Annotated in this window: 11 protein-coding genes; 8 read left to right on the top strand and 3 right to left on the bottom strand. The window is 65.1% G+C overall.

Annotated elements, in window-relative coordinates; translation table 11 throughout:
• Positions 1–54: 54 nt before the first annotated feature.
• The 3 genes from AC1DB0_RS22265 to AC1DB0_RS22275 all read right to left on the bottom strand — a co-directional run bounded on the left by AC1DB0_RS22265 (position 55) and on the right by AC1DB0_RS22275 (position 2786).
• On the bottom strand, positions 55–1626 hold the full coding sequence (locus AC1DB0_RS22265; protein ID WP_054428073.1) for an ABC transporter substrate-binding protein: 1572 nt from the start codon (positions 1624–1626) through the stop codon (positions 55–57).
• A 264-nt stretch (positions 1627–1890) separates the two neighbouring features.
• Positions 1891–2397: a MarR family winged helix-turn-helix transcriptional regulator gene (locus AC1DB0_RS22270; protein ID WP_054428074.1), complete on the bottom strand. Its 507-nt coding sequence runs from the start codon at positions 2395–2397 to the stop codon at positions 1891–1893.
• A gap of 26 nt (positions 2398–2423) precedes the next feature.
• Positions 2424–2786: a hypothetical protein gene (locus tag AC1DB0_RS22275; RefSeq protein ID WP_156337066.1), complete on the bottom strand. Its 363-nt coding sequence runs from the start codon at positions 2784–2786 to the stop codon at positions 2424–2426.
• On the opposite strand from AC1DB0_RS22275, the gene AC1DB0_RS22280 reads away from it, so the two are divergent.
• From AC1DB0_RS22280 to AC1DB0_RS22315, 8 genes are read left to right on the top strand one after another with little or no spacing between them, the layout of a single operon-like run.
• A complete protein-coding gene (locus tag AC1DB0_RS22280) occupies positions 2767–5058 on the top strand; it encodes a thiamine pyrophosphate-dependent enzyme (protein WP_476757802.1) in 2292 nt (763 codons plus the stop codon). The two genes, AC1DB0_RS22275 and AC1DB0_RS22280, sit on opposite strands and share 20 nt — an antisense overlap.
• A gap of 13 nt (positions 5059–5071) precedes the next feature.
• Positions 5072–6616: an indolepyruvate oxidoreductase subunit beta family protein gene (locus AC1DB0_RS22285; protein ID WP_175170798.1), complete on the top strand. Its 1545-nt coding sequence runs from the start codon at positions 5072–5074 to the stop codon at positions 6614–6616.
• Positions 6617–6642: 26 nt separating this feature from the next.
• Positions 6643–7620 (top strand): PDR/VanB family oxidoreductase, encoded by a 978-nt coding sequence (locus tag AC1DB0_RS22290; protein ID WP_441370547.1) that lies wholly within the window; start codon positions 6643–6645, stop codon positions 7618–7620.
• Positions 7621–7651: 31 nt separating this feature from the next.
• A complete protein-coding gene (locus AC1DB0_RS22295; RefSeq protein ID WP_054428077.1) occupies positions 7652–8971 on the top strand; it encodes an aromatic ring-hydroxylating dioxygenase subunit alpha in 1320 nt (439 codons plus the stop codon).
• Positions 8968–9459, top strand: coding sequence for an aromatic-ring-hydroxylating dioxygenase subunit beta (locus tag AC1DB0_RS22300; protein ID WP_175170796.1), 492 nt, complete (start codon positions 8968–8970; stop codon positions 9457–9459). Before AC1DB0_RS22295 ends, AC1DB0_RS22300 begins: the two co-directional genes overlap by 4 nt.
• Positions 9460–9468: 9 nt before the next feature.
• On the top strand, positions 9469–11118 hold the full coding sequence (locus tag AC1DB0_RS22305) for an AMP-binding protein (RefSeq protein ID WP_342067742.1): 1650 nt from the start codon (positions 9469–9471) through the stop codon (positions 11116–11118).
• Positions 11115–12284 (top strand): thiolase family protein, encoded by a 1170-nt coding sequence (locus AC1DB0_RS22310; RefSeq protein ID WP_476757803.1) that lies wholly within the window; start codon positions 11115–11117, stop codon positions 12282–12284. The genes AC1DB0_RS22305 and AC1DB0_RS22310 overlap by 4 nt, the downstream gene beginning before the upstream one ends.
• Positions 12281–13522, top strand: a complete 1242-nt coding sequence (locus AC1DB0_RS22315) for an SDR family NAD(P)-dependent oxidoreductase (RefSeq protein ID WP_476757804.1) — start codon at positions 12281–12283, stop codon at positions 13520–13522. Before AC1DB0_RS22310 ends, AC1DB0_RS22315 begins: the two co-directional genes overlap by 4 nt.
• Positions 13523–13579: the final 57 nt, after the last annotated feature.

Below are 13579 nucleotides of genomic sequence, written 5' to 3' on the forward strand. Positions count from 1 at the left end.
CAAAAGCAAAACGGCGGGAGCCGGGTAGGCTCCACGCCGTCTGGTTAGCCGGGATCAGTCAACCTTGACCCAATCGGCAACAAGGCGATTGTCGGCACGGTGGATGACCGTGACGTTCTTGCGCATCGCCCAGGGGATGACCTGGTCATGCAGCGGGATGTGACCGAAGTCCTTGGCGTGCCCTTCCAGCACGGTGATGATGTCGGCGTCGCGCTTGGCGGGATCAGTCTCGGTCTTGATGCGATCAATGATGGCGTCAAGTTCCTTGTTGCTGTAGCCGCCCAGGTTGTACATGCCGTCCGCGCCTTCGCCCTTGGTGCGGATCAGGTTTTGCAGCGAGTACATGGCGTCGAACGTGGGCACGCCCCAGCCGAACAGGTAGGCGCTGGTGTCAAACGACTGCACCTTCGGGAAGTACGTGGAACGCGGCATGGCGTTCATCGTGGCCTTCACGCCCACCTTCGCCCACATGCCAACCACGGCCTGACAGATGGCTTCGTCGTTGATGTAGCGGTTGTTCGGGCAGTCCAGCGTGAAGTTCAGCGTGCCGTCGTAGCCCGCTTCCTTCAGCAGCGCGCGCGACTTTTCGGGATCGTAGGGCACGCGCTTGTGCACCGATTCCGCCCAGCCATGCACCTGCGGCGCGATCATCGTGCCGGTGGGCGCAGACAGGCCGCGCATCACGGCGCGCTTGATGGCGTCCACGTCGATGGCGCGGTACAGCGCTTCACGCACGCGGATGTCCTGGAACGGGTTCTTGCCCTTGATGTTCGAGTACTGCAACTCCGGACGCTTCTGATCCAGGCCCAGGTAGATGGTGCGGTATTCGTTGCCTTCAACGACCTTCTGCGCCTGGCGCAGACGCTCCAGATCTTGTGCGGCAGGGTCCAGCACGAAGTCGATCTCGCCCGACAGCAGCGCCGCGGTGCGGGTGGCGTTCTGCTTGATCGGCGTGAACACCACTTCCGTCACGTTGCCGACCTTGCCAGCCTTGTTCCACCAGTCCTTGTTTTCTTCAAAGACGGTGCGCACGTCCACTTCGCGCGTCTTCAGCTTGTACGGGCCGGTGCCGTTGGTGTTGCGGGCGCCGAAGGTTTCTTCCTTGTTGACGTAGTCCTGCGGCTTGGCGATGTTGTTCTTTTCCGACCAGGCCTTGTTCATGATGAACACGTTGGTCAGCTGGCGCAGCAGCACCGGGTTGGGCGCCGACGTTTCGATTTCGATCGTCAGGTCGTCGATCTTGCGCGCTTCCTTGATGCCGGTCGTGTAGGCCTTGTAGTTCGACGTGGGGGCCATGGCGCGGTGAATCGAGAACACCGCGTCGTCCGCCGTGAAGGCGGCGCCGTCATGGAACTTCACGCCGGGGCGCAGCTTGAAGCGGTACAGGGTGGGCGACAGTTGTTCCCATTCCGTCGCCAGGCGCGGCACCACCTTGAACGTCTTGTCGTAGTCCACCAGCGGTTCGTAGATGTAGCTGTTGGCGGCGATCGTCATGCCTTCGTTCTGCGAGTGCGGATCAAAGGTAAGGATGTCGCCCTGAGCGGCCCAACGGAAAGTCTTGGCGTACCCGATCGAGGGTGCTGCCACGGCGGCGGCGATCGCGATAGCAATCAAAGTGCGGCGCATAGGGGTTAACTCCTGACATTAGTCTGAATACCGGCGCGAGTGTGCCTAGCGCCAAGACCCCAGTCAATTCAGGGTTTATGCGTACCGTGGCCCCTTTTCACAGAGGGAGACCTAATAAGGGACACATATGCTTGTAACAAAATAATTGGATCGAACGATGTTCGAGTGCGCGGATGCAACGGGCCCGTTCACGCGCAGCCCGGCGCGTCCCCGGCAAGGCTCACGCGCCGTTCGGCTCATCCACGGCACGGCTTGCCCTGATTCCTACTCGTCCGCGTCAATCGGCAATTCCAGCGGCACGTGCTCGGTCATCAGCGTGCCCAGCATCTCGATCAGCAGCGCGGCCTTCTCTTCGCCAAACGGCGCCAGCACCGCCTTCTGATGCTGCAAGGCCTGTTCGCACAGGCTCGCGATCAGATGCGTGCCTTTGGTGGTGATGCAGACGCGCGTCTGGCGCCGGTCTGCCCGCACGCCGGTGCGCGCCACCAGCCCTTCGGCTTCCATCCGCTGCACCACCTTGCTCAGCGTGGGCTGCTTGGTAATGGCCAGCACCGCCAGCGTGCCGATAGTTTCGCCGGGGCTGCCCTCCAGGCTGGCCAGCACCCGCCATTCGGTCACCGACAGCCCCGCCGCCTTCACCTGCAAATGGAATTCGGCCGAAATGCGCTGGCTGGCCTGCGCCAGCAGATAGGCCAGATAGCCGTCAACGAAACGCGGCCCCGCCGCGCTGCGTCCTGTCAGAAGCGTGTCCCGCTGCTTGTCCAACCGCATGTTGCTTTGCTCCCACGCACCGGAATTCATGTATGGCCGACGGCCGAAAAAAGGCATTGCACCACGACGGCGCAAACGCGCGCCATGTTGTGCCGCAATGCTGTTGCGCAGCACAGGGTATACCCGAAATCGCAACCCGTTTTTGCACCATGACAGCGCCAGAATACTGCCATGGGACTAGAGAACAACCAGTATATACACCCTTGTTTTAGCGTGATATTTTTTGATTTCCATGAAATTTCATCTTTTTTGTTGACAGCTAAAACGTTGACTCCTAAAGTATTTTTCAGACGGAAATTTCGTGACACGACGATGCTGCATGGCAGCAAGGCTTGAGGACCGGCGCGCCGGCCCGCGAAGGAGTTCGAGATGGCTGAAAGGTCTTTCAAGAAAGAAGTCCAGCAGTTGCGCATCGGGGCCGGCGAAGAGTTTCGCGGCGAAGGCATTCTGGCCGTCACGAAGGGGCTGTTGCAGTCGGGCGTGGGGTATGTCGCGGGCTATCAGGGCTCACCCATTTCCCACCTGATGGATGTGCTGGCGGATGCCAACGACATCCTTCAGGAACTGGGCGTGCACTTCGAGGCCAGCGCCTCGGAAGCCACCGCCGCCGCCACGCTGGCCGCCTCCGTCATGTACCCCATTCGCGGCGCCGTCACGTGGAAATCCACCGTCGGCACCAACGTCGCGTCGGACGCGCTGGCCAACCTGGCCTCTGGCGGCGTCACGGGCGGCGCGCTCGTCATCGTGGGCGAAGACTACGGCGAAGGCTCGTCCATCATGCAGGAACGCTCGCACGCGTTCGCCATGAAGTCGCAGATCTGGCTGCTGGACCCGCGCCCCAACCTGGAAAGCATGGTCAAGGCCGTGGAAGACGGCTTTGCATTGTCCGAAGCCAGCAAGACACCGGTGATGCTGCAACTGCGCATCCGCGGCTGCCACGTGCATGGCCGCTTCATCGCCAAGGAAAACAAACGGCCCGCGTTCTCGCTGGCCGAAGCGTTGGAAAGCCCGGCGCGCGACACCAGCCGCATCGTGCTGCCGCCCGCGTCCTTCCTGCACGAACAGGAAAAGATCAAAGAACGCTGGCCCGCCGCCATCCGCTACATCAAGGAACACCAGCTCAACGAGCACTTTGACGGCGGCCAGAACGACATCGGCCTGATCCTGCAAGGCGGCCTGTACAACGGCGTCATCCGCGCATTGCAATTGCTGGGCCTGGCCGACAACTTCGGCAACAGCCGCATTCCGCTGTACGTCATGAACGTGACCTATCCCGTCATCGAAGACGAGGTCACCGAATTCTGCCGCGGCAAGCGCGCCGTGCTGCTGCTGGAAGAAGGCCAGCCCGACTACATCGAACAGAACCTCCATGCGGTGTTGCGCAAGGCCGGCATCGATACGCATCTGTCCGGCAAGGACGTGCTGCCGATGGCCGGCGAATACACCACGCAAGTGATGCGCGACGGCTTGCACGAATTCTTGAAGCGGCATCGCCCGGAATCGTTGCAGACGCACGCAGCGGTGGCGGTGGATGCGCAGGCTGCGGCAAGCGCCGGTGCCGGTGCCGGTGCCGGTGCCGGTGCTGATGCCGGTGCTGAATCCCGGCAGCTGGAAATCACCGAGCTGTCGCGCCCGAAGCCTGCGGCAAAGCCCGCCGCACCACCCACTGAGCAGCCCATTACCTTCCACAAGCAGGTGGCTGGCCTGGCCTCGGTCGTGCCGCCGCGCCCCGCCGGGTTCTGTACGGGCTGCCCCGAACGCCCCATCTTTTCCGCGCTGACGCTGGCGCAGGAAACGTTGGGCCAGCACCATATTTCCTGCGATATCGGCTGCCATCTTTTTTCCATCCTGCCGCCCTTCAACCTGGGCGCCACCACCATGGGCTACGGCCTGGGCGCGTCCAGCGCGGCGGCGTTCAACGTGCCGGCCGCCAAGCGGCCCATTTCCATCATGGGCGACGGCGGCTTCTGGCATAACGGCCTGTCGTCCGGCATCGGCAACGCGGTATTCAACAAGTACGACGGCGTCATCGTCATCGTCGACAACTTCTACGCGTCGGCAACCGGCGGGCAAGACATTCTGTCGTCCCGCGCCGACAACCCAGACCGCTCCACCAACAACCCCATCGACCATGCCGTGCGCGGCGTCGGCGTGAAATGGGTGCGCACGCTGGACCGCACGTACGACGTGGCCAAGGTGCGCGCCACTATCGAAGAAGCGCTGACCACCGACATCAAAGGCCCGAAGGTCATCATCGCGCAGTCGGAATGCATGCTGAACAAGCAGCGCCGCGTGAAGCCGCTGTTCAACAAGGCGGTCAAGGAAGGCCGCCGCATGGTCAAGGAACGCTTTGGCGTGGACCCCGACGTCTGCACCGGCGACCACGCCTGTATCCGGCTGTCGGGCTGCCCGTCCTTGTCCGTGAAGGACAGCGGCGACCCCTTGAAAGAAGACCCCGTCGCGCATGTGGAAAGCAGCTGCGTCGGCTGCGGCAACTGCGGCGAAGTGGCGCATGCCGCCGTGCTGTGCCCGTCTTTCTACCGCGCCGACATCGTCCACAACCCGACAGGCAGCGACCGTTTCATGGCGCGTGTGCGCGGTGCGGTCATTGGTTTCCTGCAACGCCGCCGCGCCGCGCGGCTGGCTCAATACGCCCTGTAAGGACAACGCTTTCATGAACCCGGTGGCATTGCAGCAAGGCAACCCGATCAAGATCGCCATCCTGGCCATGGGCGGCCAGGGCGGCGGCGTATTGGCCGACTGGATCGTCGACATGGCCGAGCACGCCGGATGGTGGGCGCAGACCACCTCCGTGCCGGGCGTGGCGCAACGTACCGGCGCCACCATCTATTACCTGGAACTGCTGCCCGAAGCGGATGTGCAGCGCGCCGGACGCCCGCCCGCGCTGGCGCTGATGCCTACCCCCGGCGATGTGGACCTGGTGGTGGCGGCTGAACTGATGGAAGGCGGCCGCGCCATTCAGCGCGGCCTGGTCACGCCCGAACGCACCGTCCTGCTGTCGTCATCGCACCGCAGCTACGCCGTCAGCGAAAAGTCCGCACCCGGCAATGGCATCGCCGACCCCAACAAAGTGCTGGAAGCCGGCCGCGCCGCCGCCAAGCGCTTTCTGTGTTTCGACCTGCAAGACCTGGCCGACCGCGCGGGCAGCGTCATCAGCGCCAGCCTGTTCGGCGCCGTGGCGGGCAGCGGCGCCTTGCCGTTTTCACGCGAAGACTACGAAGCCACCGTGCGCCGCGCGGGCCTGGGCGTGGACGCCAGCCTGCGCGCCTTTGCGCTGGGTTTCGATGCCGCGCATCAGGCGCCCGCGCAACCCGCCGCCATCGACCTGACGCGCCCCGTTCCCAACGTGCCGGAACGCGCCGCCAGCCCCAAGGCGCAAGCCTTGCTGGACACCATCAAGCGCGACTTCCCCGCCTGTGCGCAGCCCATGCTGACGGCCGGCGTGCGCCGCCAGATTGAATTCCAGGATCTGGCTTACGCCACCGACTACCTGCGCCGCATGAAGGCGCTGCGGGATCTTGACGCGCAACACGGCGGCGACGCCCAGCAATGGGCGTTGACCTGTGCGGCCGCGCGCTATGTCGCCACCGCCATGGCGTACGACGACGTGATACGCGTGGCCGACCTGAAAACGCGCGGAACCCGCTTTGACCGCATTCGTCAAGAAGTGGGCGCGCGCCCCGACCAACTGGTCATGACCACCGACTACATGCACCCGCGCCTGGAAGAAATTTGCGGCACCTTGCCCACAGGGCTGGGCCGCTGGCTTGAAGGCTCCAAGGCCTTTGGCGGCTTTGTGGAACGCCGGCTGGGCAAGGGGCGGCTGATGCAAAGCGGCACGCTCGGCGGCTTCCTGATGCTGTATTCGCTGGCTGGCATGCGCCGCTTTCGCCGCCGCACGCTGCGCCACCAGATTGAATCCGAAGGCTTGCAGCAATGGCTGGACTTGATCACGAAGCTCGCGCCGCAGGACTACGCGCTGGCCGTTGAAACCGTCAACTGCCGCCGGCTGGTCAAGGGCTATAGCGACACGCATGTGCGCGGTGGCGGCAAGTACCGCCAACTGCTTGCGGCAGCCGCGCAACTGGTGGGCCGGCCGGATGCGGCCGAGTCATTGCGCGCCTTGCGCGACACCGCGCTGGCCGATGAAAAGTGCGGCCCCATGGAACGTCAGCTGGCCGAAAAGCTGGCTGCCTGATTCGAATACCGATAGAGACAAACGCCGTGCAGACACTGAAACTCATCATCCGCGAAGTCCGGCAAGAGTCGCCGCTGATCCGATCCTTCCGTCTGGCCCGTGAAGACGCCGGCCCCCTGCCCGCCTTCGGCCCCGGCGCGCATTTGAAGGTAACGGTGCCCGGCTTGCGCGAGCCGCGCTGCTATTCGCTGGTGCAGCTGGCACCGCAAGCCAATCACTTCGCCGAACCCCAGGAATACCGGCTGGGTGTGCGGCTGGAAGAAACCAGCCAGGGCGGATCGCGCCACATGCATGGGCTCGCCGAAGGCGACACGCTTAGCGTCGAAGGCCCCAAGAACGATTTCCCGCTGCATGAATCTCCTGCGGGCGACGAGCCCGTGGTGTTGATCGCGGGCGGCATCGGCATCACGCCGGTGGCGTCCATGGCCGCCGCGCTGAAGGCCGCCGGCCGCGACTTTCATCTGCACTACTGTGGCCGCAGCAAAGATCAGCTGGCCTTCCTGCCCGAGCTTGAAGCGCTGGCCGGCGACGCCCTTTCCGTTCATGCCGACGATGATTCGACCAGCCGTTTCGACCTGCAAGCCGTGCTGGCCGCAGCGTCACCGCGCCAGCACCTGTACGTGTGCGGCCCCAAGGGCCTGATCGACGCCGTCATCGCAGGCGCCAAGGCCCGCCATTGGCCGGATGCCCACGTCCACTTCGAACTCTTCGCCACCGCCGCGGCGCAAGCCGGCGACCAGCCCTTTGAAGTCGAGCTGCGCCAATCCGGCCGCACGCTGACCATACCCGCCGACAAAACCATCGTCGACGTCATGGAAGAAGAAGGCTGCGACCCGATGTTCGACTGCAAGCGCGGCGAATGCGGCGTCTGCCAGGCGACCGTGCTGGAAGGCGAACCCGATCATCGCGACTACTACCTCTCGGATACCGAGAAGGCCAGCGGCAAGATCATCCAGATCTGCATCTCGCGCGCAAAGTCGGCGCGTCTGGTGCTGGACCTGTAAGGCCGCCGGCCCCGACGACAAGGAAGCGACCATGGCCAAATACCGCGACAACCCCGACGCCATCCGCGCCCTGCTGCGCGACACGGAAGTTCACAAAGACCTGTTCATCGACCAGGAACTGTTCGACCTGGAAATGGAGCGCCTGTACGCCAACACCTGGGTCTACGTCGGGCACGACAGCCAGGTGCCGAACAACGGCGACTACATCACCACCACTGTCGGCAACCAGCCCGTGGTGATGGTGCGCCATAGCGACAAGACCGTGCGCGTGCTGCACAACCGCTGTCCGCACAAGGGCACGATGGTGGCGGGCGAGGCCTGTGGCAACACCGGCAAGTTCTTCCGCTGCCCCTACCACGCCTGGACGTTCAAGACCGATGGCAGCCTGCTGTCGATTCCGCTGAAGAAAGGCTACGAAAACACCGGCCTGGAAAACTGCGAAGCCAGCCAGGGCATGGCGGCCGTCAAAGACGTGAAGAACCATCGCGGCTTCGTATTCTGCCGCTTGAATCCGGAAGGCCAGTCGTTCGAGGACTTCTTCGGCGAATCCTTGTCCACGCTGGACAACATGGTTGACCGGTCCCCGGAAGGCCGGCTGGAAGTGGCTGGCGGCGTGCTGCGCTACATGCATCGTTGCAACTGGAAGATGCTGGTCGACAACCAGACCGACACCTGCCACCCGATGGTGGCGCATGAATCATCAGCCGGCACCGCCGTGAAGGTGTGGGAACAGGCGCCGGAAGGCACGCCCAAACCGATGGCGGTGGAACTGTTTGCGCCCTTTATCTCGCCGTATGAATTCTTCGAGAACATGGGCATACGCGTGTGGGAAAACGGCCACGGGCATACCGGCGTGTCGGACTCCATCCACGCGTCGTATTCGGGCGTGCCGGGTTACTGGGATTCGATGGTTGAAGCCTATGGCGAGGAACGCGCCAAGCAGATTCTGGGCGATGTGCGCCACAACACTGTGTACTTCCCCAACATCATGGTGAAGGGCCCGATCCAGACGCTGCGCATCTTCAAGCCCATCGCCGCCGACCGCACGCTGGTGGAATCGTGGACGTTCCGCCTGGTGGGCGCGCCCGACCTGCTGCTGGAACGCACGCTTATGTACAACCGACTGATCAACGCGCCCACGTCCGTTGTCGGCCATGACGATCTGGAAATGTACGAACGCGCGCAAGACGGTTTGAATTCGCGGGCGCGCGACTGGGTCAACGTGGGCCGTCTGTACACCCCGGATGAAGCCGGCCAGAAAAACGTCACCACCAACGGCACCAATGAATGGCAGATGCGCAACCAGTACCGCGCATGGGGCCGCTACATGACCGGACCGGAGTCGGTATGAGCGCAAGCGACCGCGAGTTGATTGATTTTGTCTACGCCGAAGCGCGCCTGCTGGACGAGCTGCGCTTTGAAGACTGGCTGAACCTGTACACCGAAGACGGCTACTACTGGATGCCGCTGGCGCATGGCCAGACCGACCCGAAGCTGCATGCCTCATTGATGTACGAAGACAAGCTGCTGTTGCGCGTGCGCGTGGAACGGCTGGCCGGCCAGCGCACGTTTTCGCAGCAACCCAAGAGCCGTTGCCATCACCTGCTGCAAGCGCCCACGGTGGAACACGGCCACCCGGACGCCGCGCCTAACGAAGGCCGGCATGTGGTGCGCACCGCCTTCCACTACGTCGAAACCCGGCAGGACACGCAGACGCTGTTTGCCGGCTGGGCCACGCATCACCTGGTCGAGCAGGACGGCGCGCTGCGCATCCGCTTGAAGCGCGTTGACCTCGTCAACTGCGATGCCGCCTTCGGCAACATCCAACTGTTCATGTAGGAGCGGCTTGTGAGCACCACCGTCCATCAGGCTTTCAGCGACACCGCCGCCCGTTACGGCGCCCAGCCCTTTCTGTGCATCCTGCCGGAAACCGCTGACGTCTACGGCATCGACGCTGGCGAACTCAGCTACGCCCGCGCGGCGGATGCCATCGGCACCCTGCGCGCCGCCTATGCCCAAGCGGGCTATGGCCACGGCCATCGCGTGGGGCTGCTGTTGGAGAACCGCCCGTCGTTCTTCCTGCATTGGTTCGCGTTGAACGCGCTGGGCGTATCGGTCGTGCCGATCAACCCCGACCTGCGCGCGGCCGAACTCGAATACCTGACCGGCCACTCCGAGATCGCCTTGGCCGTCGCCCTGCCGCACCGTCATGCTGACCTGATGGCCGCCGCCGCACGCGCGGGCCGCCCGTTGCGCGTGATGGGCCCGGACGACGCGCCGCCCGCCGCCCCCTTTGCCGCGCCGCTGGGCGATACCGCCCCCACCGAACTGACCGAGTGCGCGCTGCTGTACACGTCTGGCACGACTGGCCGCCCCAAGGGCTGCATCCTGCCCAACCGCTACTTCCTGCACGCGGGTGGCTGGTATGCGCGCATTGGCGGCCTGGCCGCGCTGCGCCCCGGCCAGGAACGCATGCTGACCCCGCTGCCGCTGGTCCACATGAACGCGATGGCGTATTCGGCCATGGCGATGGTGCTGACCGGCGGCTGCCTGATTCCGCTGGATCGCTTTCATCCCAAAACATGGTGGAACAGCGTGCGCGACTCCGGCGCCACCGTGCTGCATTACCTGGGCGTCATGCCCGCCATCCTGATGAAGGCCGCGCCGTCGGACGACGACTTGCAGCCCGCCATCCGCTTCGGTTTCGGTGCGGGCGTAGACCGCAAGCTGCATGCGCCCTTTGAAGCGCGCTTCGGCTTCCCCTTGCTGGAAGCCTGGGCCATGACCGAAACCGGCGCGGGCGCCGTCATCATCGCCAACCAGGAACCGCGCCACATTGGCACCAGCAGCTTCGGCCGCGAAGAAGATGACGTCGACGTGCGCATCGTGACCGACGCCGGCCAGCCCGCCGCCGTGGGCGAACATGGCGAACTGCTGGTCCGCCATGCGGGCGACGACCCGCGCTACGGCTTCTTTGCCGGCTACCTGAAAGACGAAGCCGCAACCGATGAAGCCTGGCAGGACGGCTGGTTCCACACGGGCGACATCGTCCGCCGCGAAGCCGACGGGGCGCTGCGCTTCGTAGACCGCAAGAAGAACGTGATTCGCCGCAGCGGTGAAAACATTTCCGCCGTGGAAGTGGAAAGCGTGCTGATGCAGCATCCGCTGGTCAAAGCGGTGGCGGTGGCCGCCGTGCCAGACCCGGTGCGCGGCGACGAAGTGCTGGCCTGCGTGGTGCCCGAATCCCTGCCCGCCGACGCCGCCGCCATGGCGGACGCCGCACGCGGCATCGTGCAGTGGTGCCTGGAGCAGCTGGCGTACTACAAGGCGCCCGGCTATGTGGCGTTTGTGGACAGCCTGCCGCTCACCACCACCAACAAGATCCAGCGCGGCGAGATGAAAGCGCTTGCGCCCACCCTGCCCGGCACGGCGCGCTGCGTCGACACCAACGCCATGAAAAAGCGCCAGGAACCCGCCCGCCAGGAGTCTGCCCAATGATCCGCCTGGGCTACGACGGCATTGTGGCGGCGCTGCCCGTCACGATCCCGTATGAACGCTATTCCACTCATGCCGCGCATTGGTGGCTGGGCCGCGCGCTGGGTGCGCTGATCCGGCAGTCCGGCGTGGCCAAGACTGATGTCGACGGCCTGTGCGTGTCCAGCTTCACGCTGGCGCCCGACACCGCCGTGGGCCTCGTCCAGCACCTGGGCATGAGCCCGCGCTGGCTGGACCACATCCCCATGGGCGGCGCCAGCGGCGTGGCTGCCCTGCGCCGCGCCGCGCGCGCCGTGCAAGCGGGCGACGCGAACATCGTGGCCTGCATCGCGGGCGACACCAACCACGTGGACTCGTTTCGCAACACGGTCAGCCAGTTCTCACGCTTTGCGCAAGACGCCGTCTACCCCTATGGCGCGGGCGGGCCGAACGCCAGCTTCGCCCTGCTGACGGCCAACTACATGCGCACCACCGGCGCCACCCGCGAAGACTTCGGCAAGCTGTGCGTGGCCCAGCGCGACAACGCCTTGCGCTATCCGCACGCGCTGATGAAAAAGCCGCTGAGCTTGCAGCAGTACCTGGACGCGCGCGTCATCACCGACCCAATCCACCTGTTCGACTGCGTCATGCCCTGCGCGGGCGCCGACGCTTTTCTGGTGATGCGCGAAGATCAGGCACGCGCGCTGAACCTGCCCTACGCCCGCATCCGCGCCACCATCGAACGCCACAACGCCTGGATCGACGACCCGATCCAGACGCGCGGAGGCTGGACCATGGACGTGGACGAACTCTACGGCCAAGCCAACGCCACGCCCGCCGACATGGACTTCCTGCAAGCCTATGACGACTATCCCGTCATCAACCTGATGCAAATGGAAGACCTGGGCTTCTGCGAAAAAGGCGCCGCGCCGGAATTCATCCGCAAGCACACCTTCACCGTGGACGGCAGCTTCCCCTTCAACACCAATGGCGGCCAACTGTCGGTAGGCCAGGCGGGCGCCGCGGGCGGCTACCTGGGCCTGATCGAGGCCTTGCGCCAACTGACCGGCACCGCGGGCGGCACACAAGTGGCTGACGCCCGCATTGGCTTGGTCAGCGGCTTCGGCATGATCAATTACGACCGCGGGCTGTGCACCGCCGCGGCCATTCTGGCAAGGAGCGACGCATGACCGAGCCGCTAGCCAAACCGCCCCGGAAGAATCCGGTGGCGCGCACTCGCCAGCCCACGCTGCCGCCGGGTTCGCGCAGCCGCGCCGCGCTGGGGCTGACCGCCGCCGCCGCCGAAGGCCGCTTTGATCTTCAGACCTGCGCCGACTGCGGCGCGGTGCAATATCCGCCGCGTGAAGTCTGCGGCCATTGCCTGTCCGAGCACCTGCCCTGGAAGCCTGCCGACCCCAACGGCGTGCTGCTGGTCAGCACCACCCTGCATCACAGCAACGACCTGTACTTCCGCGAACGCCTGCCGTGGCGCGTAGGCACCGTGCGCATGGACGCCGGCCCGTCGGTGGTGGCCCATGTGCACCAAGACTGCGCCGATGGCGCCCGCGTGCGGCTGACGCTGAAGCTGGACCGCAGCGGCCAGGCCGTGATGATCGCTCTGCCAGAAAGGAATACCCCGAACATGGAAGACGACAAGACCCTGCGCGAAACCTCGTGCGACCCGAAGTTCCGCCGCGCGCTCGTCACCGATGGCAAATCCGCCGTGGGCAACGCCGTCGCGCGCGCCCTGCTGGACGCCGGTTGCCCCACGGTGTTCGTGGGTGACCCGCAAACCTGGAAGCGCGACGCGGCGTTTGACGCGCTGGCCGCCGACCCCCGCGTGCAGACGGTGACGCTGGATGTCACCGATACCGATTCCGTCGAACGCGCGGCGGCTTCCATCGGCGGCAAGGTCGAAATCCTGGTGAACACGGCCGACCTGGAACGCGAAGGCGGCCTGATGGGCCGCAAGGACGTGAACACCGCGCGCGACGCGCTGGACGTCAACGTGCTGGGCCTGATGCGGCTGGCGCAAGGCTTCGGCCCCGCGCTGTGCGGCCGCGCCGCCGACGGCGTGAACAGCGCCACCGCCTGGGTCAACGTGCTGTCCATCTACGCGCACATGAACCTGCCGTCGCGCGGCATGTGGTCGGCGTCGCAAGCCGCCGCCTTGTCGCTGACGCAATGCCTGCGCGCCGAGATGCGTGGCGCGGGCGTGCGGGTGGTGAACGTGTTCCCCGGGCCGGTCGACCACGAATGGGAACAGCGCACGCCCCCGCCGCGCGTGGCGCCGGCAGCGATTGCCGCCGCCATCGTGCGCGCCTTGAAGGATGGCGTTGAAGACGTCTATGTCGGCGACGTGGCGCAGGAATTCCGCGCGCGGCTGGCCGAAAACCCCAAGGGACTGGAACGGGAACTGGGCGCCTGACGGCTCCGGCCTGACTCCCCGCCGCCGCCCACGCACGACCCCCAACACGAATCAAAA

It is taken from the genome of Achromobacter sp. 10T422 (assembly GCF_056394065.1).

What these genes read in the sequence shown, in the direction of transcription:
- AC1DB0_RS22270 (WP_054428074.1), bottom strand. Translation starts at nt 2,397, where the DNA reads ATGCGGTTGGACAAGCAGCGGGACACGCTTCTGACAGGACGCAGCGCG.
- AC1DB0_RS22285 (WP_175170798.1), top strand. Translation starts at nt 5,072, where the DNA reads ATGAACCCGGTGGCATTGCAGCAAGGCAACCCGATCAAGATCGCCATC.
- AC1DB0_RS22315 (WP_476757804.1), top strand. Translation starts at nt 12,281, where the DNA reads ATGACCGAGCCGCTAGCCAAACCGCCCCGGAAGAATCCGGTGGCGCGC.
- AC1DB0_RS22280 (WP_476757802.1), top strand. Translation starts at nt 2,767, where the DNA reads ATGGCTGAAAGGTCTTTCAAGAAAGAAGTCCAGCAGTTGCGCATCGGG.
- AC1DB0_RS22300 (WP_175170796.1), top strand. Translation starts at nt 8,968, where the DNA reads ATGAGCGCAAGCGACCGCGAGTTGATTGATTTTGTCTACGCCGAAGCG.
- AC1DB0_RS22310 (WP_476757803.1), top strand. Translation starts at nt 11,115, where the DNA reads ATGATCCGCCTGGGCTACGACGGCATTGTGGCGGCGCTGCCCGTCACG.
- AC1DB0_RS22295 (WP_054428077.1), top strand. Translation starts at nt 7,652, where the DNA reads ATGGCCAAATACCGCGACAACCCCGACGCCATCCGCGCCCTGCTGCGC.
- AC1DB0_RS22265 (WP_054428073.1), bottom strand. Translation starts at nt 1,626, where the DNA reads ATGCGCCGCACTTTGATTGCTATCGCGATCGCCGCCGCCGTGGCAGCA.